At 64.8% G+C, this 20,417-nt stretch carries 17 protein-coding genes and 1 pseudogene; 4 read left to right on the top strand and 14 right to left on the bottom strand.

All coding sequences use genetic code 11. The features are described from left to right. Positions 1-71 precede the first annotated feature (71 nt). The 10 genes from XAXN_RS11665 to aroE form a co-directional block, all read right to left on the bottom strand. Positions 72-755 carry a response regulator transcription factor gene (locus XAXN_RS11665; protein ID WP_002808458.1) on the bottom strand — a complete coding sequence of 228 codons (684 nt, stop codon included), beginning with the start codon at positions 753-755 and terminating at the stop codon, positions 72-74. 71 nt (positions 756-826) lie between these two features. Further along, positions 827-1,192, bottom strand: coding sequence for a hypothetical protein (locus tag XAXN_RS11660; protein WP_174515460.1), 366 nt, complete (start codon positions 1,190-1,192; stop codon positions 827-829). Positions 1,193-1,466: 274 nt separating this feature from the next. Then, entirely contained in the window at positions 1,467-2,471 is a 1,005-nt protein-coding gene (dusA, locus tag XAXN_RS11655; protein ID WP_054319666.1) for a tRNA dihydrouridine(20/20a) synthase DusA, read from the bottom strand. 448 nt (positions 2,472-2,919) lie between these two features. Continuing rightward, positions 2,920-3,144, bottom strand: a complete 225-nt coding sequence (locus XAXN_RS11650; protein WP_042824121.1) for a hypothetical protein — start codon at positions 3,142-3,144, stop codon at positions 2,920-2,922. Positions 3,145-3,711: 567 nt separating this feature from the next. Beyond that, a complete protein-coding gene (locus XAXN_RS11645) occupies positions 3,712-4,293 on the bottom strand; it encodes an ankyrin repeat domain-containing protein (RefSeq protein ID WP_054319665.1) in 582 nt (193 codons plus the stop codon). Between the two features lie 58 nt (positions 4,294-4,351). Then, positions 4,352-5,857, bottom strand: a complete 1,506-nt coding sequence (gene katB / locus XAXN_RS11640) for a catalase KatB (RefSeq protein ID WP_171891007.1) — start codon at positions 5,855-5,857, stop codon at positions 4,352-4,354. Between the two features lie 562 nt (positions 5,858-6,419). After that, positions 6,420-8,555, bottom strand: coding sequence for an ATP-dependent DNA helicase DinG (gene dinG, locus XAXN_RS11635; RefSeq protein ID WP_054319664.1), 2,136 nt, complete (start codon positions 8,553-8,555; stop codon positions 6,420-6,422). 258 nt (positions 8,556-8,813) lie between these two features. Then, a complete protein-coding gene (locus XAXN_RS11630) occupies positions 8,814-9,050 on the bottom strand; it encodes a hypothetical protein (RefSeq protein WP_054319663.1) in 237 nt (78 codons plus the stop codon). After that, positions 9,047-9,421, bottom strand: coding sequence for a hypothetical protein (locus XAXN_RS11625; RefSeq protein ID WP_054319662.1), 375 nt, complete (start codon positions 9,419-9,421; stop codon positions 9,047-9,049). The genes XAXN_RS11630 and XAXN_RS11625 overlap by 4 nt, the downstream gene beginning before the upstream one ends. After that, positions 9,411-10,262 (bottom strand): shikimate dehydrogenase, encoded by an 852-nt coding sequence (aroE, locus tag XAXN_RS11620; RefSeq protein WP_054319661.1) that lies wholly within the window; start codon positions 10,260-10,262, stop codon positions 9,411-9,413. The genes XAXN_RS11625 and aroE overlap by 11 nt, the downstream gene beginning before the upstream one ends. 66 nt (positions 10,263-10,328) lie before the next feature. On the opposite strand from aroE, the gene XAXN_RS11615 reads away from it, so the two are divergent. Then, positions 10,329-11,210, top strand: coding sequence for a TolB family protein (locus XAXN_RS11615; protein ID WP_054319660.1), 882 nt, complete (start codon positions 10,329-10,331; stop codon positions 11,208-11,210). Between the two features lie 447 nt (positions 11,211-11,657). Here the strand turns inward: XAXN_RS11615 and XAXN_RS11610 are convergent, their stop codons facing one another. Next, on the bottom strand, positions 11,658-14,180 hold the full coding sequence (locus XAXN_RS11610) for a PepSY domain-containing protein (protein WP_054319659.1): 2,523 nt from the start codon (positions 14,178-14,180) through the stop codon (positions 11,658-11,660). A 250-nt stretch (positions 14,181-14,430) separates the two neighbouring features. On the opposite strand from XAXN_RS11610, the gene XAXN_RS11605 reads away from it, so the two are divergent. Continuing rightward, a complete protein-coding gene (locus XAXN_RS11605) occupies positions 14,431-15,159 on the top strand; it encodes a DNA/RNA non-specific endonuclease (protein WP_054319658.1) in 729 nt (242 codons plus the stop codon). A 388-nt stretch (positions 15,160-15,547) separates the two neighbouring features. Here the strand turns inward: XAXN_RS11605 and hemB are convergent, their stop codons facing one another. Together hemB and XAXN_RS11595 are read right to left on the bottom strand one after the other, a co-directional pair. Further along, complete coding sequence (hemB, locus tag XAXN_RS11600) at positions 15,548-16,540, bottom strand: porphobilinogen synthase (RefSeq protein ID WP_054319657.1); 993 nt, start codon at positions 16,538-16,540, stop codon at positions 15,548-15,550. 204 nt (positions 16,541-16,744) lie between these two features. Next, complete coding sequence (locus XAXN_RS11595) at positions 16,745-16,987, bottom strand: hypothetical protein (RefSeq protein ID WP_170914488.1); 243 nt, start codon at positions 16,985-16,987, stop codon at positions 16,745-16,747. A 223-nt stretch (positions 16,988-17,210) separates the two neighbouring features. On the opposite strand from XAXN_RS11595, the gene XAXN_RS11590 reads away from it, so the two are divergent. Further along, positions 17,211-17,681, top strand: a complete 471-nt coding sequence (locus tag XAXN_RS11590) for a hypothetical protein (RefSeq protein ID WP_054319656.1) — start codon at positions 17,211-17,213, stop codon at positions 17,679-17,681. A 98-nt stretch (positions 17,682-17,779) separates the two neighbouring features. On the opposite strand, the pseudogene XAXN_RS11585 reads toward XAXN_RS11590, so the two are convergent. After that, positions 17,780-19,576 (bottom strand): annotated as a pseudogene (locus XAXN_RS11585) (DUF885 domain-containing protein). Positions 19,577-19,879: 303 nt separating this feature from the next. Between XAXN_RS11585 and XAXN_RS21335 the strand changes: the two are divergent. Continuing rightward, positions 19,880-20,251 carry a hypothetical protein gene (locus XAXN_RS21335; protein ID WP_134980488.1) on the top strand — a complete coding sequence of 124 codons (372 nt, stop codon included), beginning with the start codon at positions 19,880-19,882 and terminating at the stop codon, positions 20,249-20,251. Positions 20,252-20,417: the final 166 nt, after the last annotated feature.

The following is a 20,417-nucleotide window of genomic DNA, read 5'->3' as shown; positions in this document are numbered from 1 at the left end:
GCGCGGCCGCCAGCGTCTATACCACTTGGAGCGGCCCAGCACTTGGTCTTCCTGCTCGTTGACGCGCTGACTCAGCCTTCGGTACGCGGAATGGCGAAGCGATAACCGCGGCCACGCACGGTTTCGATCGGCTTGAGTTCACCATCGGGATCGAGCTTCTTGCGCAGGCGACCGATGAACACTTCCAGCACGTTCGAATCGCGGTCGAAGTCCTGCTGGTAGATGTGCTCGGTGAGATCGGCCTTGGAGACCAGTTCGCCGGCATGCATCATCAGGTACTCAAGCACCTTGTACTCATAACTGGTCAGATCGACGTTGGCGCCGTTGACGCTCACCGTCTGTGCGGCTAGGTCCAGCGCGACCGGGCCGCATTCCAGCGTGGGCTTGCTCCAGCCGGCGGCACGCCGCAGCAGCGCGTTGACGCGCGCCAACAACTCTTCGACGTGGAACGGCTTGACCAGATAATCGTCGGCGCCCTGCTTGAGGCCTTCGACCTTGTCCTGCCAGCTCGAGCGCGCGGTCAGGATCAGCACAGGAAACTTCTTGCCTTCATCGCGCAGGGCCTTGATCAGCTCCATACCCGACATCTTGGGCAAGCCAAGATCGATGATGCCGACATCGAATGGCACTTCACGGCCCATGTAGAGGCCTTCTTCGCCGTCCTGTGCAGCGTCGACCGCAAAGCCTTCGCGCTTCAGACGCGCCGCAAGGGTTTCGCGCAGCGGAGCTTCGTCTTCGACCAAAAGAATACGCATGCACTCTCCCTAGTTACGTTGTCGGCCACTGGCCGGGGAATTTATAAGACTGAACGCAGAACTATCTACGTTCAGTGGTTATCGTCGCGTGGTGGCGCGTCGGGCGGAGGCGAGTTACGCGCCGGCGCGGCCTGCGTCTGCTCCGGCTCATACACGGTGTGCACGCGCCCGTCCTTCATGTACTTGACCCGGTTGAGATTGCCGCCGTCGAACGGAACGCGCTCGGCGCCCAGGATCTGCCCACCGGTGGACCGCTGCACATGCCGAATGGTGTCCGACAGCGTGCGGCTGTTGCCGCGTGCCGAGGGCGGCATTGCCTCGCGCCCGCTCTGCACCATCGGATAGCCCTGGCCCCAGGCCGACGGCGCGGCCATGGCAACCCAGAGGGCAACCAGAGCGACTTGGCGAGCGCGGCACAGCGATTGGGTCACAAACAAATCCTAGCGGGTTGTTCAGAAACATTCAAAATTCGTGAAATCGACCACGCGTAACTAAGAGTCGAGCATCGGGATCGAGGCAAATTCTTGATTTTTCGGGGTGAATCCGATCTGAACTTTTTGGCTTCACGTTAACGGCATTCAGTGAAATGAATGTCGATCAGATTGGCCGGCATGGCGTGCGCGCGGTTTGCGGACACGCCCACTGCAGAGGCGACCCGAAATACCCGGATACCCCGGCAGCCCGTTCAGGAATGCAAGCGGCGGGCCAGAGTCAGGCAACGACTCGCCAGGGTCGCGTATCGGTGCGCTCCAGTGCCTGCTCGACCAGCTCCCACCCGGCACCCGGACGATGTGCGCCTTCGCTCAAGACCTGCCGGAACGCCCTGCCTCCAGGCTGGCCATGGAACAGGCCCAGCACATGCCGGGTCATGTGCTTCAAGGCCAGACCCTGTGCCAGCTGTGATTCCACGTACGGCTGATAGGCGCGCAGCAAGGACTCGCGTGGTTGCTCGGGCCGCTGGTTCAAGGCTGCATCCAGGCAATGCAGGACGTACGGGTCGTGGTAGGCGGCGCGGCCGAGCATGACGCCGTCGGTGTGCTGCAGATGCGCCATGGCCGGGTCCACGGCCACAATGCCGCCGTTGAGCACGACCGGCAGACCGGGCAGCTCCTGCTTGAGCCGGTAGGCCCAGTCGTACCGCAGCGGCGGCACTTCGCGATTTTCCTTCGGCGACAAGCCCTTGAGCCAGGCATTGCGAGCGTGCACCACCACCATCGCGGCGCCGGCCGCGACCACCTGGTCGACAAAGCGGGCGAACAGGGCGTAGTCGTCATCGTCGTCCACGCCCAGGCGGCACTTGACCGTGATCGGCAAGTGGGTGGCCGCGCACATGGCCGCGACGCAGTCGGCCACCAGCGCCGGCTCGCGCATCAGGCAGGCGCCGAAACGCCCGGCCTGCACGCGGTCGGACGGGCAGCCGCAATTGAGATTGATCTCATCAAAGCCCCACTCCTGCGCAATCGACGCCGCCTGTGCGAGCAAGGCCGGATCGCTGCCGCCCAGTTGCAGCGCCAGCTGATGTTCCACCGCATCGAAGCCGATCAAGCGCGCGCGATCGCCGTGGATCACCGCGTTGGCGTGCACCATCTCGGTGTACAGGCGTGCGGACGGCGCCGACAGGCGATGGAAGACCCGGCAATGGCGGTCGGTCCAGTCCATCATCGGGGCAACGGACAGGCGCAGGGAGGCAGCGTAGCGATCGGTGGAAGCGGTCATCGACAAAGTGGCCGCAGCGAGCGGCCATGGGAATGCGAAGCAGGATCAACAGCTTACACGGGCCCCGATGAATCTGCGGCGGTGCGGCACGGGATGCGGGAGCGCCTGCGCCTCACGCCTGGCTGCAAAATCGCCTGCTCGCGTTCCGGATGATTACCGGGTCAGTTGAATCCGAGCGTTAGGCACAAGTGCCCATGCAGCTGGTGACGCTTGGGCGGCCAGCATCACGGCTACGTTCGTCCGTCGGACGCGGGCGAACACCCCGCATTGACGCTGTCTTGGGTTTCCCTCGCTCGCCGAGGACCGGCGGTAGCGGGAGGCATCACGGCAAGATGCGCGGTGCCTGGCTGCGTTCGCCTCTGCGGCGAACGCGTTGCATCGTCAGTGACGAGCGGAGATTGCTCAGTCCAGTGCCGCAGCCACTGCTGCGTCTGGACGGAATCAAGACTTACGGGTTACGCACACCAACACGCTCTTCGGCGCTCAGCGGCTTGCCCAGCGCATGGTAGGAGGCAACCAACGTGATCAGGGCGGTGCCCATGACGGTGTAGAAGCTCCATGACTTGGCCAGCACGTGCACCTGGCCGAACACCAGTGCAACGACGGCAGTAGCACTGCACAGCACCATGGCCAGCAGCGACATCAGGAAGGGGATGGAGGGATCGAGCTTCATGGTCCGGGGGGTTCCAAGGTGCGTTGCGATAGCTGCAGCATCGGCGTTCCCGGCGCTTTCTTGAACTGTTTTCAGCGGCTTTTTTTAAGACGGTTTAGAGCAAGTCAGCAAGCACTCAGTTTTCTGTCAAACCCTTGGCGCACAACGGTTTGCGCGTCAGAAAAATTCTGACGCAATGGCGAAAACATCACCATCCCTGTCAGAGATCCAGCGCGGCCGCGGCGGAAAACCGACGACACTGCCAGGAGCGGTTTGGGGCTCCTGGGCAGCGGTTCGGAGTGCTGCGATGGATGCGGCGATCCCGCTCGATGCCGTCGACGTGGCAGGCGTAGCAAGCGCTGATGGATAGGTGGGCGGCGCGGCATGCACCCACAGGCGTGGCGTCCTTCGCCAGAGCCGGGGCGCGTTGCGACAAGGGCGCGGGGACTGCCTACCTGTCGCAGCGCAGCGGTTGGTTACGCGCAGCCGTCCGCGGCTTCTAGCGGTGATGCGCAACCACGAACGCGCAGCGCGGCCGAGACGGCACGCTGTAGGGGGCAAGCCCGGCGGCGCGCAGAACTGGCGCGCTCAGCGCGCCGGAGCGGTGGCGAATTCGCCGCGTTGCAGCTTGGTCACATCGTTGCCCTGCCCGTCCTTGAGGCTGAGGTCGGCTCCCTTGGCGGCCAGGTCCTTGAGCACGTCGGTGCGTTGGAACAGCGCTGCATACATTGCAGCGGTCTGGCCGGCGTTGTTGCGCTGGTCCGGCGCGCAATCGGCCTGCATCAGGCGCTTGGCGATGCCCAGCTCGCCCTTGAAGATGGCGCCCATCAGCGCGGTGTTGCCACGCTTGTCCTGCGCGCAGGGGTCGGCGCCGGCGCTCAGCAACTGCTCCACCGCCGGCCGTTGGCCGTGGTAGGCGGCCAGGATCAAGGCGGTATAGCCCTTCTCGTCGCGGGTATTGAGGTCGTAATGCGAGCGAATGAACTCGGCCAGCATGTCCTGGCGGCCCTCACGCGCGGCGTCGAAGAAATACTCGCGCAGCTGCAGCTTGATCTGCTCAGGCGTGGCAGTGGCAGTTGCCGTTGCGTTGGCAGCGGATGCGGATGCAGGTGAGGCAGCGCTGGCAATCGCAGACACGCTGCCAAGCATTAGAAACAACACAGTGCGCATAGGGATCTGCCGAAATAAAGACGACACCGCGGCGCAGGCCGCGATGTCGTCGGGCGGCTCAGTCCTGCAGGCTGGAGGCCAGCTGCTTGACCCGCGCCAGGTCGCCCTTGGCCACGCGGGTGACGCCGGTGCCGTATTCGGGGTCGGCCTTGTACAGGAACGACAGCATCAGGTGCTTGCTTTCGGTATCGGTGGTGGCCAGCGACTCGCCGAAGCTCTGCACCAGATCGGCGCGGTCCTTCTTGCTGTAGGAGCGATACAACTCGCCGGCCTGCTTGAAGTTCTGCTCGCGGGTGATCTTGGCCTGCTGGGTCGTGCCCGACAGCGGCAACTCGCTGTAGCGCGCTGCGGTGTCCTGCGGACGCGGCTCCAGGCGGCTCGGCTCGTAGTTCACGCCACTGGTGGTCTGACCGATATTGCCCTGGCCATCCTGGTTGCCGTTGTTGACCGCCACACGCGGACGGTTGACCGGCAGGCTCAGCCCATTGGCACCGATGCGATACAGCTGGGTATCGGCGTACGAGAAAATACGGCCCTGCAACAGACGGTCTTCGGACGGCTCGATACCCGGCACCAGATTGGCCGGCGCCATGGCCACCTGCTCGGTTTCCTGGAAGAAATTGTCGACGTTCTTGTTCAACACCATCTGGCCGACCTTCTGCTCCGGCACGTCCGGCCAGATCTTGGTCGCATCGAGCGGGTCGAAATCGAACTTGGCCAGGTCTTCCGGCTTGAGTACCTGCACGTACAAATCCCATTTCGGGTAATCGCCCTTCTTGATCGCACCGACCAGATCGTTGGTCAGGTGGCTGTAGTCCTTGGCCTGCACGGCGGCAACCTGCTTGGGATCGAGGTTCTTGATGCCCTGCAGAGACTTCCAATGGAACTTGACGTAGTGCACTTCACCCTGCGCGTTGACCAGCTTGTAGGCGTGCACGCCATTGCCGTCCATGAAGCGATAGCCGGCCGGCGTGCCCTCATTGGAGTACAGCAGGGTCAGCGTGCGCGTGGCTTCGGGCACGTGCGAGAAGAAATCGAAGCGACGCGAATCGTCATCCAGATTGGTGCGCGGGTCCGGCTTGAACGCGTGCACCATGTCGGGGAACTTGATCGCATCGCGAATGAAGAACGTGGGGAAGTTGTTGCCGACCAGATCCCAATTGCCTTCGCTGGTATAGAACTTGGTGGCGAAACCATGCGGGTCGCGCAGCGTCTCCGGCGAATGGTTGCCGTGCACCACCGAGGAAAAGCGCACGAACACCGGGGTTTTTTCGCCGGCGCTGAACACCTTGGCCTTGGTCAGGCTGGAAAGATCGGCAGTGGCGGTGAACTCGCCTTTGACGCCGGTGCCGCGCGCATGCACCACGCGCTCGGGAATGCGCTCGCGATCGAAACGCTGCAGCTTCTGGATCAGCTGCACGTCCTGCAGCAGCGTCGGGCCGGTGGCGCCGGCTGTCTGCGAATTCTGGTTATCGCCGACCTTGGCGCCATTGTCGCGGGTCAGAACGGATTGGGCGAAGACCGGCGGAGCGATCAACATCGGGGCTAGCAGGGCTAGCACCATGAGGTGTCCAGGGCGCATGGCGTCAGCTCGTGTGAGGAGGCTGAATCATCGCTAGCAGGCCGAAGTGTGAGAAGTCGTTAGTTATGATCGCTTCGATAGGGGAACATGATGATGACTGCGTTGCGTGATATGCATCGCCAAGCTCGCGGGCAGTGCGTTGCAGATAACCGCATTATCGAGCGCCACGTGCGTCATTCGGTTTTTTCGTTGCACGACTTCAGTTCCGAGCACGCTCACAGAATGCTGCGCTGCAAGGGTCGTGTGCGGTGTGGATGATGCGAGCCATCCATCGCGCGTCCGCGCGATGCGGGACTGGTCAGCGCATGCAGCACCGGTTATGCAGAGTGCAGCACGTGAGCTCCTCCAACGCTGCTTCTGCACCATCGCGCGTATGCCGATGCAGTGCGACTAGCCATGCTCCATGTGGGATTGCACCACGCGGCTTGTATCGCGCAATACCCGAACCGGCGCGCTACGTTCGTATCAGCTGCGTCATCGCTCACCATCGCATGCGCAACTGCATGATGCGAAGGTGGTGACGCTGGGCATCGCCAGGCGATATTCAACGCCCGATCACCCGCTTGAACGGCGGGAGAGCATCGATGATGCGTTTGCCGTAGCGACGGGTAAGCAGGCGCGAGTCGAGAATGATCACGCGGCCGTGGTCGCTGGAGCTGCGGATCAGGCGGCCGGCGAATTGGGTGAGCGTGCGTAACGCGTGCGGGATGGCGATCAGGTTGAAGGCGTTGTGGCCGCGGCTTTCCAGCCATTCGCTCAAGGTGGAGGTTTGCGGATCGGTCGGCACGGCGAACGGCACCTGGGTGATGACCACGGTGGTGCAGGCTTCGCCCGGCAAATCCAACCCTTCGCCGAAAGAATTCAAACCGAACAGCACAGAGCCTTCGCCGGCGGCGATGCGGCGCAAATGTTCAGTGATCAGTTGCGACTTGTTGCCCTCGCCCTGCACCAGCACGCGGTTGCGCTGCGCCAATGGCATCAGGTCGGCCACCTTTTCCATCTTCCAGCGCGAGGTGAACAACACGATGCTGCCCTTGTCGTTCCAATCCAGTTCGCGCACCAGATACTTGGCCACTTCCTTGGGATGGCCTTCGCGGTCGTCGGGCGTGACCGGGAAATTGGGTACGATCAATTCGGCCTGGTTGGGTAGGTCGAACGGCGAGGCCAGCGATACCATTTCGGCGTGATCGGGCAAGCCGTTGTCGATGGCGAAGGATTGGAAATCGCCGCCACCGGTGAGCGTTGCCGAGGTCATCACTACCGAGTCCACCTCGTTCCAGATCATCGTGCGCAGCACCTGCGCGGCCGAGACCGGCGAGCAGTGGCAGACCAGATCACCGTCGCGCGAGAGGGTGATCCAGCGCGCCATCGGCGGCTGACCTTCCTTGTCTTCGCGGCGCCAGCCGCTCCACAGATTGTGCTGCTGCTCGGCCATTTCCAGCGCCAGGCCGAGGCTGCGCTGCAGACGTTCGCGCGCAGAATCGTCCTGTTTTCCCTTCGCAATCGCGCTGTGTGCGGCATGCACCCAGTTGAACAGCGCGCGGGTTTCTTCGCCGAGCTCTTCGATGGCCGGGCCCCATTGCGGCGGCAACTTGCCATTGGCCGCGCGCCACAGCGGATCGCGCTCGCCGGGCTCCGGCTTCCATACGCGTTCGACTTCGGCGTGGAAAGCCTTGAGCAGTTTGGACACGCGCGCCGCGACCTCGATGGCTTCATTGGGCAGCAAGTTGCCCAGCTTGTCCTTGTCTACTGCGCGATAGGCGGCCGCAATCAAAATCTGCATGCGTCGGGTGCGCCGGGCCATGTCGTCCAGCGGCAGATTGGCCGCGCCCTGGTCGATCGCCACGCCGGCGATGTGATGGCCTTCGTCGAGCACCAGCAGCATGTCCGCTGGCGGGGCGATCAGCGGCTGGCCGTTTTCGGCATCGCCCAGCGACAGCGACGACAGCAGCAAGGCGTGGTTGGTGACCACGATCTGCGCCTCACGCACATCGGTGCGCGCCTTAAGCACCGGACATTGCGCCGCGTAGCTGCAGCGGCGCCCTGCACAGCCGGAGGCCGGCGTGGTGATGCGCATGCGCAGCGGCACGGAGATCTGTTCTGGCGCATCGTCCAGATCACCATTCCAGGTGCGGGCCGCGTAGGCCTTGGCGAGGCGTTTGGCCAGATCCGCATCGACCGGGCTGAGCGGGCGGTCATAGAGCGCCTGCTCATCTTCGAACATCGCATTCTGGCTGGTGTCGCCCTCCAACTCGGCGGCATTGCGGGTGCACAGGTAGCGCGTGCGGCCCTTGGCCAACGCCACGGTGGCGTCCAGCCCGGTGGCCTTGAGGAAGGCCGGGATGTCGCGTTCCACCAGCTGCGATTGCAGCGCCACGGTGCCGGTGCTGATGACCAGTTTTTTCTTGGTGGCCAACGCGATCGGCACGCCGGCGGTGAGATAGCCCAGGCTCTTGCCCACGCCGGTGGGCGCCTCGGCGATGCCGATGCCGCCGGAGGTGGCCAGCGCGCGCGAGACCAGGCCGATCATCTGGCTCTGCGCGCGCCGCATGGCGAAGCCCGGCGTATTGGCCTGCAGCTTGGCGTAGGCGTCGCGGATGCTGGCCTTGATCGGGTCGGTCAGGCTGCGCTGGGTGGGAACGGGCGCCGACGGCGCGGCCGGTGGGGCAACTTCACTCATCGCGCTATTTTCGCACGGACCGGCGCCGTGACTGCGACCGGCGCGCCGCACGGCTGAACAGGTTGCCTGCGTGCGGCGGCGACCGGCCAGTCCCACGCCGGTGCTGCGCGGCCGAGGGCATGGCTCGATTCTCCGATCGTGGCCTGCCAGCACCGGCCGCCTGCAGGCACTCGCCGCCAGCGTCACCCAGAAGGCGGCGCAGTGGATGCCGATGCAAGACCCGCCGCTGTCCTTAAAGCGTAAGCACTATCAATGCGCTCAGTTCCGCTGCCGGCGCGCCGGCCACGCATAGCGCGCCCACACCACGCCGATGGCCGTCATTGCGATGCCCATCAACAGCATGCCGGCGCCCACGCCGCTCGGCCCGAAGTGTTCGTACAGCAGGCCGCCGCGATTGACCGCCGCCAGCGCCTGCGGATACAGCAGCGTCCACAGGCCCTGCCCGGCGCAGACCAGTCCAACGATCGCCAGCAAGATGGCTTTGAACGGGATCATGGGCGCGGACCAGTGCCAGCGGGCAAACGCTGCAGGCTGGCCGCCAGCGTCCACACCAGCACGCCGATGCCGGCGGCCTGCACGGCCATCAGCACGAAGTGGGCGATGCCGACCACTATGCTGATCTGACGCACGTTGCCTTGCTGCAGCAACAGCATCGGGATCGCCTGGACGGCAACCTCGGCGAACAGGCAGCCCAGCAGCAGCCAGAGCGCGGTCAGCCCGGCGCGCCGCAGCGGGCCATGCGGTGCGCGCCACAACAGGACCAGCCCGAGCAGCACCGCAATCAGCATCGGCACGCGCGACAGCAGGCCGGTGACCAGGGTCAGCAGGATCGCGGTGGCATCGGCGCTGCCCACGTCAGTCGGCACTGACCAGCACGGCCTCGCGCGCGCGCAGCGCGGCGTAGACCGGGTCGGTGTCCGGACGCACGCCATGCCACAGCGCGAAGCTCTCGGCGGCCTGCTCCACCAGCATGCCCAGCCCGTCGATGGCGTACCGGCACTGCGCCGAACGTGCCCAGGCCAGAAACGCGATGGCGGTATCGCCGTAATTCAGATCGACCGCGGCAGTCAGGCTGTTGACCAGGCCCAGTGGCAATGCGAACGCGCCGGCATCGCGGTCGCGACCGGCGGCCGTGGCGTTGACGATCAGTTCGAAGTCGCCCAGCTCGCGCAGGTCTTCGATGTAACGCGACGTCACCCGCGCCGGTTCGCCCAGCGCATCGCACAAGGCATCGGCGCGCTCGGGCGAGCGGTTCACCACCACCATTGCGGTAATGCCCGCCTCCAGCAACGCCGGCGCCACACCGCGCGCAGCACCACCGGCGCCCAGCAGCAGCACGCGGCGGCCACGCAGATCCAGGCCCTGGCGCTCGGTGAGATCGCGCACCAGGCCGGCGCCGTCGGTGTTGTCGCCCTGCCACTGGCCGTCGTTACGTACCAACGTGTTCACCGCCCCGGCCAGCCGCGCGCGATCGCTCAGGCTGCTGGCCAGCGCATAGGCGGCCTCCTTCAACGGCAGGGTGACGTTGGCCCCCTTGCCGCCCTCATCGCCGAAACGTTGCAGCGCGGCGCTGAAATCGTCCAGCGGCGCGTCGATGCCGGTGTAGTCCAGCGCAATGCCGGTCTGCTTCCCGAAGTCGGCGTGGATGGCCGGCGACAGCGAATGGGCGACGGGGTGACCGAACACGGCATAACGGGATACGGGCATGAAACGCTCTCTGGTTGACTAGACTGTGCGCGACGTTAGAGTCGCTCTTTGAGGCAGGAACACCGCATGCAATACCGATGGACGCTGCTCACGCTGGCGGCAAGTTTACTCTGCGTCCCGTCTGCTCCGGGGCTTGCTGAATTCGGCATCGAGGGCATGGGCGTGGTCTCCACGCCGGCCAACGAGGCGCGCGCCACGCTCAGCCCGGACGGGCAACGCATCGTCTGGGCCAGCGACCGGGCCGGTGGCACCGGCGGCTGGGATCTGTGGCAGGCGCAGCTGCGCGGTGGGCGTTGGCAGGACGCGCGGCCGCTGCCGGTCAATACCGTGCAGGACGAGACCGCCCCATTGTTCAGTGCCGACGGCCGCTGGCTGCTGTTCGCCTCCACCCGGCCCGGCGGCGCGGGCGGCAGCGACCTGTACCGAGCGCCGGTGGATGCGCAGGGCGCCGTGGGCCCGGTGCAGTCGCTGGGTGCGGCGATCAACAGCGCCGGCAACGAGCGCGCACCCACGCTGTCGCTGGATGGCACACGTTTGCTGTTCGCCAGCGACGGACATGGCAGTGCTGGCGGTATGGATCTATTCGTCGCGCGCTGGGATGGGCAGGCGTTCACTGCGCCGGTGGCCCTGGTCGACATCAATAGCGCAGCCGACGAGCTGGACGCCGCCTGGCTCGGCGACGGACGCGCGCTGGTATGGGCCCGCGGGAAGACCGATGGCCCCAGCCAACTGCTGCTGGCCATCTGCAAGGACGGGCATTTTGCAGCGGGCTTGCCGCTGCCGCTGTCGTTCAACGGGCCGCAGGAGCGCACGTTCGGCGCGGTCGTCGATGCGGCCAAGCCTGGCGAATTACTGGTGACCGGTAGTGCGCGCGCGCCGCGTGCAGGGCAACTGGACATCTACCGGATGAAGGCACCGGCAGCCGACGGCGATGCGCGTTGCCATTGAGATGATCGGTGCATAGGTCAGGCCGAGAAGATCTTATCTGGGCATTCGCCGCAGAACGGCCGATCGCTTCCAATGAGGCGACTGGCAAACCGTGCGAGGCCAAATCCTCATTCTTCAATCAACAACCAGCGAACTGATGAGCGTGGTGCCCTCGCCGATTGCGGGAACGTTGGTGGCATGGATGCCGCCAACGAGCCCCATGGATGGGTTCACGGCGTGTCCTGCGAGCGGCGAGGACACCGCGCGTGACCGAGCAGATTTTTGGCGGCATCCAACAAGTCAAGCCCAACAAACCGCTGCGCAGATGCGATGCGAGCAGCCAGCGGCCGATGCTCAAGGTCAGCCGTGTATTGCGGTCTGCCGTTCTGACCGTCTGCAACAACCTAACGATCAATCCCTGTGTTTCGCCAGCGGATATCAGCAGGCATGCCACAGTCATCACCGCATTCAATACACATCGCGTCGATAACGGCCCGCCGCGGTCAACGATTCCAACCGCGTGTCGCCGAGCAGTTCTCGCAAGGTTGCATCGACTTCGCGCGCCATGCTGTCCAGGCTGCCGCAGACGTAGATCACCGCGCCACGGTCGATCCAGTGCCGCAGCGCGTCGCCGGCTTCGCGCAAGCGATGCTGAACGTAGCGTTTTTGCGGTTGATCGCGCGAGAACACCCACTCCAGCTGCTGCAGATGCCCGCTCGCCTGCCAGGCCTGCAGTTCGTCGGCCAACAAGCGATCGTGCGCCGCATGCCGTTCGCCGAACAACAGCCAGTGCCCATGCACGCCGGCCACCTCGGCCTCGCGTAGCAGCCCGCGCAGGCCCGCAATGCCGGTGCCGTTACCGATCAAGACCATCGGCATTGTTTCGAGCCGATGAAACCCGGGATTGGTGCGCAACCGTGCGCGCACCGGCGCGCCGATCGCCGCGTGGCAGATCAGCCAACCCGAACCCAGACCGGGGCTGCCGTCGGCACGCGCCGTCAGCCTTACCACCACCGTCGCAGCGCCGTCGGCCGGGACGCTGGCGAGCGAATAATCGCGGGTGGGCAGCCAAGCACATGCGTCCAGCCAGGTATGCGGATCAGGGCGATGAGCAAGCGGCGTAGCGGGCGGCTCCGGTAGCACGCGCTCGGCGGCGGCCTGCTGCAATGGCAGCAGTTGCACCAGCGCGTCTGGCGACAGGCCCCATGCCGTCAGACAAGCGCGCACCTTCGCTTCGGCATGCGCAGGCTGCACTTCGAGAATGTCGCCGGCCTGCCAATGCGCGTCGGCCGGTGGCTGCAGATCGATGCGCCAGATAGGCGCCCCCGCGCTGCCCGGATTCAGATGCGTGCGCGAGGACAGGGTCCAGTCGCTCAATTTAGGTCGTGCCAGCGGCGCCACGCTCACCGGTGCACCGGCGATCTGGCCCAGCTGCGCATGCCATTGCGCCAGCGCCTGCGGGTCGACGTTGTCCAGTTCCACCGCAGAAAACAGCGCGCGTGCACCTTGCGCATCCAGCCACTGTTCCACGCGCCGCGAGAACCCGCAAAACTGCGCGTACTGGCGGTCGCCCAGCGCCAACACCGCGTACGTCAGGTGCGGCAATTCCAGGCGTTGCCGCAGCAGCCCACGCTCGAAACCGCGTGCGGTATCCGGTGGCTCGCCATCGCCAAACGTGCTGATCACAAACAGCGCATGTCCGGTGCGTTGCAGCACCTGCGCATCCAGCTGCGCCAGCGAGCGCACCTGTACCGGCAGGCCGGCGGCTTGCAGATGCCCGGCGGCCTGCCACGCCAGGCGTTCGGCAAAACCGCTCTGGCTGGCAAACGCAATCAACCATGGTGCCGCTTGCGATGCCGGTGCTGCGCGTTGCAACACGTTGCGCGCAGCGCGCAGTTCGCGTTTTTTGCGGCGCCGATCCAGATACAGCATCCAGCCGGTGACGAAGAACACCGACATGCCCAGGCTCGCCAGCATCACCACGATGCGCCCCGGCAACCCGAAGAAACTGCCCGAATGCAGCGGGAACATGCTCACCGCCAATTGCTGCCCGCGCGGCAGCAGCGCATAGTCCTGGCGCTGCAGCAGTGCTCCACTGTCCGGCGCGATATCAAGACCGGTGTAGGCGCGATCGTGAGCGGGATTGTCCGGCAAGAACCGCACGTTCAACGGCTGCCCGGCGCGCGTGGGAATGCGCAGATCCAGGGCGGCGCTGCGCGTTGCGGGAATGCCATCGAGCGTGCGCTGCACGCGTGCAAGATCGACAGTGGCTGGGCGGTTATCGCCTTTGTCGCCGCGCATCGCAGGCGCAACGCCGAGCAAGGCCATCATGCCATCGCGATACCAGGGGTAGGACCAGGTCAGCCCGGTCAGCGCGACCAGCAGATACACCAGCAAGCACCAGGTGCCGAACACCGCATGCAGGCTCCACAAAAAACTGCGCCCCTGGCGTCGCCATTCCACCACCCACCAGGTGCGCGGGCTCCACCACCGCCGCGGCCAGCGCAGATACAGCCCCGATGCGCAGAAAAACAGCAAGATGAAGGCGCTCGCACCGGTGACCGCCTGCCCGCGCTTGCCGGCCGTCAGGTTGCGGTGCAGGTCTTCGATGAAGGCAAACGCAGTGCTCAACCGCGGCGGCGCGACTCGCTCACCCGTATAGGGATCGAAGTACGCCCGGCCCGCGCCCTTGCCGGAGAGACGGGCGGCAGAAGGACGCGCGCCGGTGGGGTCGATCAACAGGCGCGTCACCGCCTGTTTTTGCCCCGCACCGGCCGGCGCCAGATCGAGCCGTTGCAGCAGCACATCCACCGGCAAGGGCTGCTCGCCCGCCGCATGCCGTTGCGCCAGCTGCGCAATGGCCGGGTTGGCCATGCGCACGATCTCGTTTTCGAACGACATCGCCGCGCCGGTCAAACCCATCACCGACAGCACCAGCCCGGCAGTGATGCCGAGCAGCCAATGCAGCTGGAACAGGAGCGTCTTGATCAAGGCCTGGACACGAAACAGGACGGCCGGCCATTGTAGATGAGAATGAGTCTCGCATCCGATCTGCGCCAACGCCGGTTAGATGCTGCGTTCGGTTGCACGCCATGCGCCCTGAAATGGTCGGTGTTGCCTGATGCGCCGCGCCGTCATCTGCCGCACATGGCGCGGTCATCGTTTGGACATCGCCCGTTGCCACCTTCCTCACTCCCCTGGCAAGCGAGCTCTGTAATGTCCTTATCTCTTGCGCGGTTGTGTGGCCCTGGCAGTGTTGTGCGCGACCTCGGTGGCGGTGGCCACCACCAGTTGTCCCACCCTTTACGCAAAAGGCGCCCCGCCTAGCGTGGGCAGCAGCACGACCCACACCACCGAGGTCTGCCACACCGAATACGTGCTGCTGGCCTCGGGCGTGACCAAGGACCCGGTGTATTCGGCCGAGCACCTCACCGACCAACAGGTTGCCGGCGCCGAGGCGATCGGCCGGGTCGGCTCGTTTCACGAAGAAACCGGCATCCCGGCCGCCGATCGCTCGAAAAGTTCCGATTACACCAACACCGGCTACGACCGCGGGCACATGACGCCGGCCGGCGATGCATCGACCGAAAGCTCGGAAAAAGAAACCTTTTCCATGGCCAACGTCGTCCCGCAGGACCGCAAGCTCAACACCGGCGAGTGGGCGCACATCGAAGAACAAGTGCGTCAGCTGGCCAAGCAACACGGCGAGTTGTACGTGGTGACCGGCCCGGCCTTCGACAGCGGCACCGCAGCGACGATCGGCACCGACCAGGTCGCCGTGCCGACGTATGTGTGGAAGGCGATCTACGAACCGGGCGTGGGCGTGGGCGCGTATCTGTGCGTCAACGACAGCAGCATCAACTGCGATGTGGTGTCGATCGACGACCTGGTCGTGATGACCAACGTCGACCCGTTCCCCTCGCTCAGCGCCAGCGTGAAGTCGCAGGCGATCGGGTTGGTGCTGCCCTGAGACGAGAGACGGAATTGGGGATTTGCTGACACAGCGTAACAAGTACCACTACCAGTTGCTGGCTCGGCGCTGCGCCGTCGCCAGGCGCGATCCGCGGCTGGCCTTGAAATTTCAAGCTTAGCGCGCCGGTCCGGTTACGGTGTACGCAAGCCATCACACCAGCGCGTTTGAACGCTGGTGCATGGGAGCGACGTGCCGTATTGCCTCTGATGCAGGCGGCACGTCGCCCCCCATCCAGCGGGCGTTGTGCATCTCTCAGGCTAACGACCGGCCATCGAACCGGACCGCCCACTCCGGATCCTACTGCCCGCAGGCAACCGCTTGGCCGAAGCGAGCGCCCTTATCCATGCACAACTGAAATGGCAGCGCCGTCGCACCGTGCTCGCGCTCAGCGTGTTTCGCGCAACCAGCGCGCCACTTGCGGGGCGAAGTAGGTCAGCACGCCATCGGCACCGGCACGTTTGAAGGCCATCAACGCCTCGAGCACGCACTTACGCTCATCCAGCCAACCATTGGCCGCGGCGGCCTTGAGCATCGCGTACTCGCCGCTGACCTGATACGCAAAGGTCGGCACGCGGAATTCTTCCTTCACCCGGCGCACCACATCCAGATACGGCATGCCCGGCTTGACCATCACCATGTCCGCACCTTCTTCCAGATCCAGGGCGATCTCGCGCAAAGCTTCGTCGCCGTTGGCCGGGTCCATCTGGTAGGTGGTCTTGTCTGCCTTGCCCAGATTGCCGGCACTGCCCACCGCATCGCGGAACGGGCCGTAGAACGCGGAGGCGTACTTGGCCGAATACGCCATGATCCGCACGTTGAGATAGTCGTCGGCATCGAGCGCGCGGCGGATCGCACCGATGCGGCCATCCATCATGTCCGACGGCGAAATGATGTCCACGCCCGCCTGCGCGTGCGACAACGATTGCTTGACCAGTGCCTCGACCGTGATCTCGTTGAGCACATAACCCTTGGCGTCGATGATGCCGTCCTGGCCGTGGGTGGTGTACGGGTCCAGCGCCACGTCGGTCATGACGCCCAGCTCAGGAAAGCGCGACTTCAACGCACGTACCGCGCGCTGCGCCAGGCCGTCCGGATTCCAGGCTTCGGCCGCGTCCAGGCTCTTGCCGGCCGGGTCGATCACCGGGAACAGGTCGATCACCGGGATGCCCAGTTCCAGCGCGTTTTCCGCCTCGCGCAGCAATTCGTCCAGCGACAGGCGTTCCACGCCCGGCATCGATGCAATCGGCGCGCGGCCAGGCAACTCGTGCACGAACACCGGCCAGATCAGGTCGTCGGTGGTCAGCGTGTTTTCGCGCATCAACCGACGCGAAAACGCATCGTGGCGCATGCGGCGGGGGCGATAGTGGGGGTGGGCCATGACAAGTCCTGTAGACAGCGCATCAGTTTACGCCCGCCATCACGCGCAGGACGCGCTGCGACGCAGTGTCGCAGCGCTGCAACGGCACGCGTGTTGGCTGCGTGCGCCTGACGACACATCGGGCAGCGCACCCACAGCTGGCGACACAGGCACTGCTCGCCTGGCGCAGGCGCGCATGTGCATCACCGCCTTATCGAAAGCCTGTTAGATGATGCCGCCACCCAGGCTCAAGCGGATCACCCCGACCACGATCACCAAGCCGTTGAGCACCAGGCCGGTCTTGGCACGGCCGCGGTTGCCTGCCGAGGTGAACAACAACGCGATGGCGGCGATCAGCGCGCCCACCGCCGCGAACGGAATCAGGAACCAGTTGCCCCAGCCCAGCAGCGGAATGAAGGCCAACACCATCCAGAGGAGCGCCACGATGCCCCACAACAGACTGATCAATCCCACGTGCCACCTCGTCTTGAAGAAAGCACGAGCTTACCGGCGCGGCCGTCCTCACGCCGTGGGCGGGTGGTCATCATGACCAATGGCGGTTTGGCGGCAGCCTCACATCGGCATGGCTAGGGTGCGCCCAAGTCCGGCGCAATTCAGCCCAGGCGCCGGATCATCGCTGCCACTACCCGGCTTTCGTTACCCAGCTTTCATTACCCAACGGGGGTCCACCATGCACAAGCAATCGCTGATCAGGAACGTCGCCATCGCGGCGGCCACCGTCGCCTTGCTAGCCGGCTGCGCCAGCAGCTCCAAGGTGATGCTGGGCCAGGCGCGCGCGCCGATCGACCCGGCGCAGGTGCAGGTGTATTCCAACGCACCGGCCGGCTCGGTGGAAATCGCCCAGCTCGAATCGACCAGCGCCGCCGGCTTCGGCACCCAGGGCCAGACCGACGCCGCCGTGCAACGCCTCAAGCGCGAAGCCGCCAAGCTCGGCGCCAACGGCGTGGTCATCGTCGGCGTGGGCTCAGAACGCTCGGGCGGCGGCCTGTCGGTCGGCGGTGGTAGCTACGGCGGCCGCGTCGGCGGTGGTCTGGGCATCGGCATCCCCTCCACCCAGAAGCGTGCCGCAGGTGTGGCGATCTGGGTGCCTGCGGGGGCGGAGCAGCGCCCGGCACCGGTTGTTCCGCCGGCGACGCGATAAAGCGTGCAAGATTCGCCCGAAGCAATGCGCCAGGGCGCGATGGATGGCTGTTTCCAGCGTTGCATCGCGCCCTGTGCTTTTGCATACGACGGAACTGTTTAGCGCTTGGCGTGCTGCGCGGGAATGAACTGCGTTTCCACCGCCTTGGCCAGCTGGTCCGGTGGCAGCAGGCCCTGGTCGAGCAGGAAGTTGTTGAAGGCCAGGCGGTCGAACTTCTTGCCCAGAGCCAGTTCGGTGCGCATGCGCAGTTCGAGGATGCGGGTGTAGCCGTAGAAGTAGCTGCCGGCCTGGCCGGGGGCGCGGACGGTGTAGCGGTCCAGTTCCTGGCGGGTCATGGCCGGCGACAGGCCAACGTCGTCTTCCAGTACCTGGCGCGCGCGTTCGCGGTCGATCAGGCCCAGGTTGAGCATCGGGTCGAGCATGGCGCGGGCGGCGCGCAACAGGCGGAACTGCAGGGCGATCAGCTGACCGTCCAGCGGTTCGTACGGCACCATGTCTGCTTCGGCATACAGCGCCCAGCCTTCGACGTTGACCGAGTTGAAGGCAAACATGCTGCGCGCCAGTGAGACGCCGCGTTCGACCATGGCGGTGAACTGCAGCTCGTGGCCGGGGCGGCCTTCGTGGGCGCTGAGCGTCCAGGCGGCCGAGCCGAAGTTGAAGTCGTCGTACTGCTCTTTCTTGGCGCCATTGGTGGTCGGGTTGCCCAGCGGCACACGAACTGTCCCTGCTGGCCGGTATTGCCGATCAACGGCGCCGGCAGGAAGTGCGGGGCCGGTTGCGCAGCGCTTTCGGCGGCGCTGCCCAGGCGCATCTGCATCGGGCGGTTGGGCACGTCGACGATGCGCTGCTGGCGGATGATCGGGTCGATCTGATCGATCACGCCGCGGTAGTGGGTTTCCAGCTGGTCGTCGGCGATCTTGTTGACCTTGAGGGCGCGGATCACCTGCACATAATCGCCACCCTGCACGCCCTTGGCCTTGGCCTTGGCCACCAGCGGCGCCAGTTGGCGCATGGCCGAGCGGGTCTCCATGAACTCCAGGTGCGCGCGCTGGATCAGCTGCTGCGGGGCGATGTCGATCCCGACCTGCTTGAGCTGGAAGGCGTACAACGGTTCGGGTAGGCGGGTGTCCTTGCGCGCCTTGGGCAGCACCGTGCTGCGGGCCCAGGCGGCGTAGTCCTTCAGTTGCGTGGACATGGCCTTGAGCGCCTCGTCGGCACCAGTGATCTTGTATTTGGCGAACAGTTCGCCAATACCGGCGACGTAGGTGTCCACATTGGCCAGCGCCTGCTCCACTTCGCGCTGGGTGGGCTGCAGCAACGCGGTGTTGCCCAGCTTTTCCTCATTAGCGCTGGCGCGCCAGCGTGGTGGTCGGCGTGCTTCCCGGCACCAGGCCGGCGTAGCGCTTCAGGCGATCCAGCGCCTTGGCGCGGCGCTCGGGCACGGTCTGGTCGGACAGCAGACCGTTGAGGCCACTGAAGACCACCTCGGGAGCGTCGCTCCAGGGCAACAGATACCGCTCGTTGAGCTCGCTGCCTTCGATGTTCTGCTCGGCTGCGACGATCATGATCTGCAGGTCCTGGCGCACGCTGGCATCGCGCTCGGTGGCCAGCTTGGCTTGCAGCGTGGCGCGCGCCTTGCGCATGGCATCACGATAACGCGCGGCGTTGTCCGGACCCAGGTCGACGACCTGATCGTCGTAGCCGGGCACGCCAAAGAAGCTGGCGTATTCGGGCTGGAACGGCGCCTGCGCATTGAGCAGGATCTGCGCATAGCCGTTGCTGGTCTGTACCCAGGCAGGAGCAGCAGGTGCGCTGGTGGTGCTGGTACTGGTCTTTGCCTGGAGCGGCAAACAGATGCCGAGCGCCAGGGCGATGGCAATCACAAGAGGCTTCATCGAGAAGAGTCCAACGGGGCGATGCGCGACCGTACGCGGAGCGCACGGCGCCGACAACCTGCCGAAGGTCATCGTGCCTGCTACCACAATCCATCTCCTCGCTGCACACAAAGAATCGATGCAAGGAGACAGGCGAAGGGACTCAGACATCAAGCGGGAAAAACAAAAGACCGGCCCCCTCATCGATGTGGCGCTGCGCACCTGCTTTCACACGCATACTACAGAGGCCAGCTGCACGCATACCGGCTTTGACTTGCCATAGATAGAACGTACACTTCAAGAATCAGCACTCAAGGAGTTGTCATGGAACGCTGGATAGGGATATTTGCAGTTCTTCTGTTCACTCAGGCGGCTAGCGCAGCGGGACAAAGCGTTTATCAAGAGCTGGCATGCCGCAGCAACGATCCCTTTGTTTTTTGTACCCAGGGGTGCAAAGACGAGGACAAAAACTGGACTCCGATTGATCCGATCTCCGGGACCTGGGTCGCTGTTCCAGGCTATTGCCCGTGGCCAACGAGTACCGGACCATGTTGCGTTGGCAATGTCTGCTTCAACGTCTGGACACAGACTGCCGTCACCGCAGTAGGCCAGTACATGAGTATTTGTCCCCAAGCGAAGAAGCAGGGCCAGTGGAAAGGAAAGCAACGGCCTGAAAAAGTTCCGTTTGACCATTAAACGGCGCCTTCCGGATACCGCTTCGTTTGAAGTGCAGCAAGCGCGGGGTGTCTTGCGAGCGCTGCATCCTCACCATGCTTAAGGAAGCTCTGAACAAAGAGCCTGATCTGCGACAATCGATGAAGAACCAGAGCGGACGATTTCGATGCAGCTGAGCTTTGGCGAT

The sequence above is a fragment of the Xanthomonas axonopodis genome, assembly GCF_001304695.1.
GTDB classification, from domain to species: domain Bacteria; phylum Pseudomonadota; class Gammaproteobacteria; order Xanthomonadales; family Xanthomonadaceae; genus Xanthomonas; species Xanthomonas axonopodis.
This window is presented reverse-complemented; position numbering and strand designations above follow the sequence as displayed.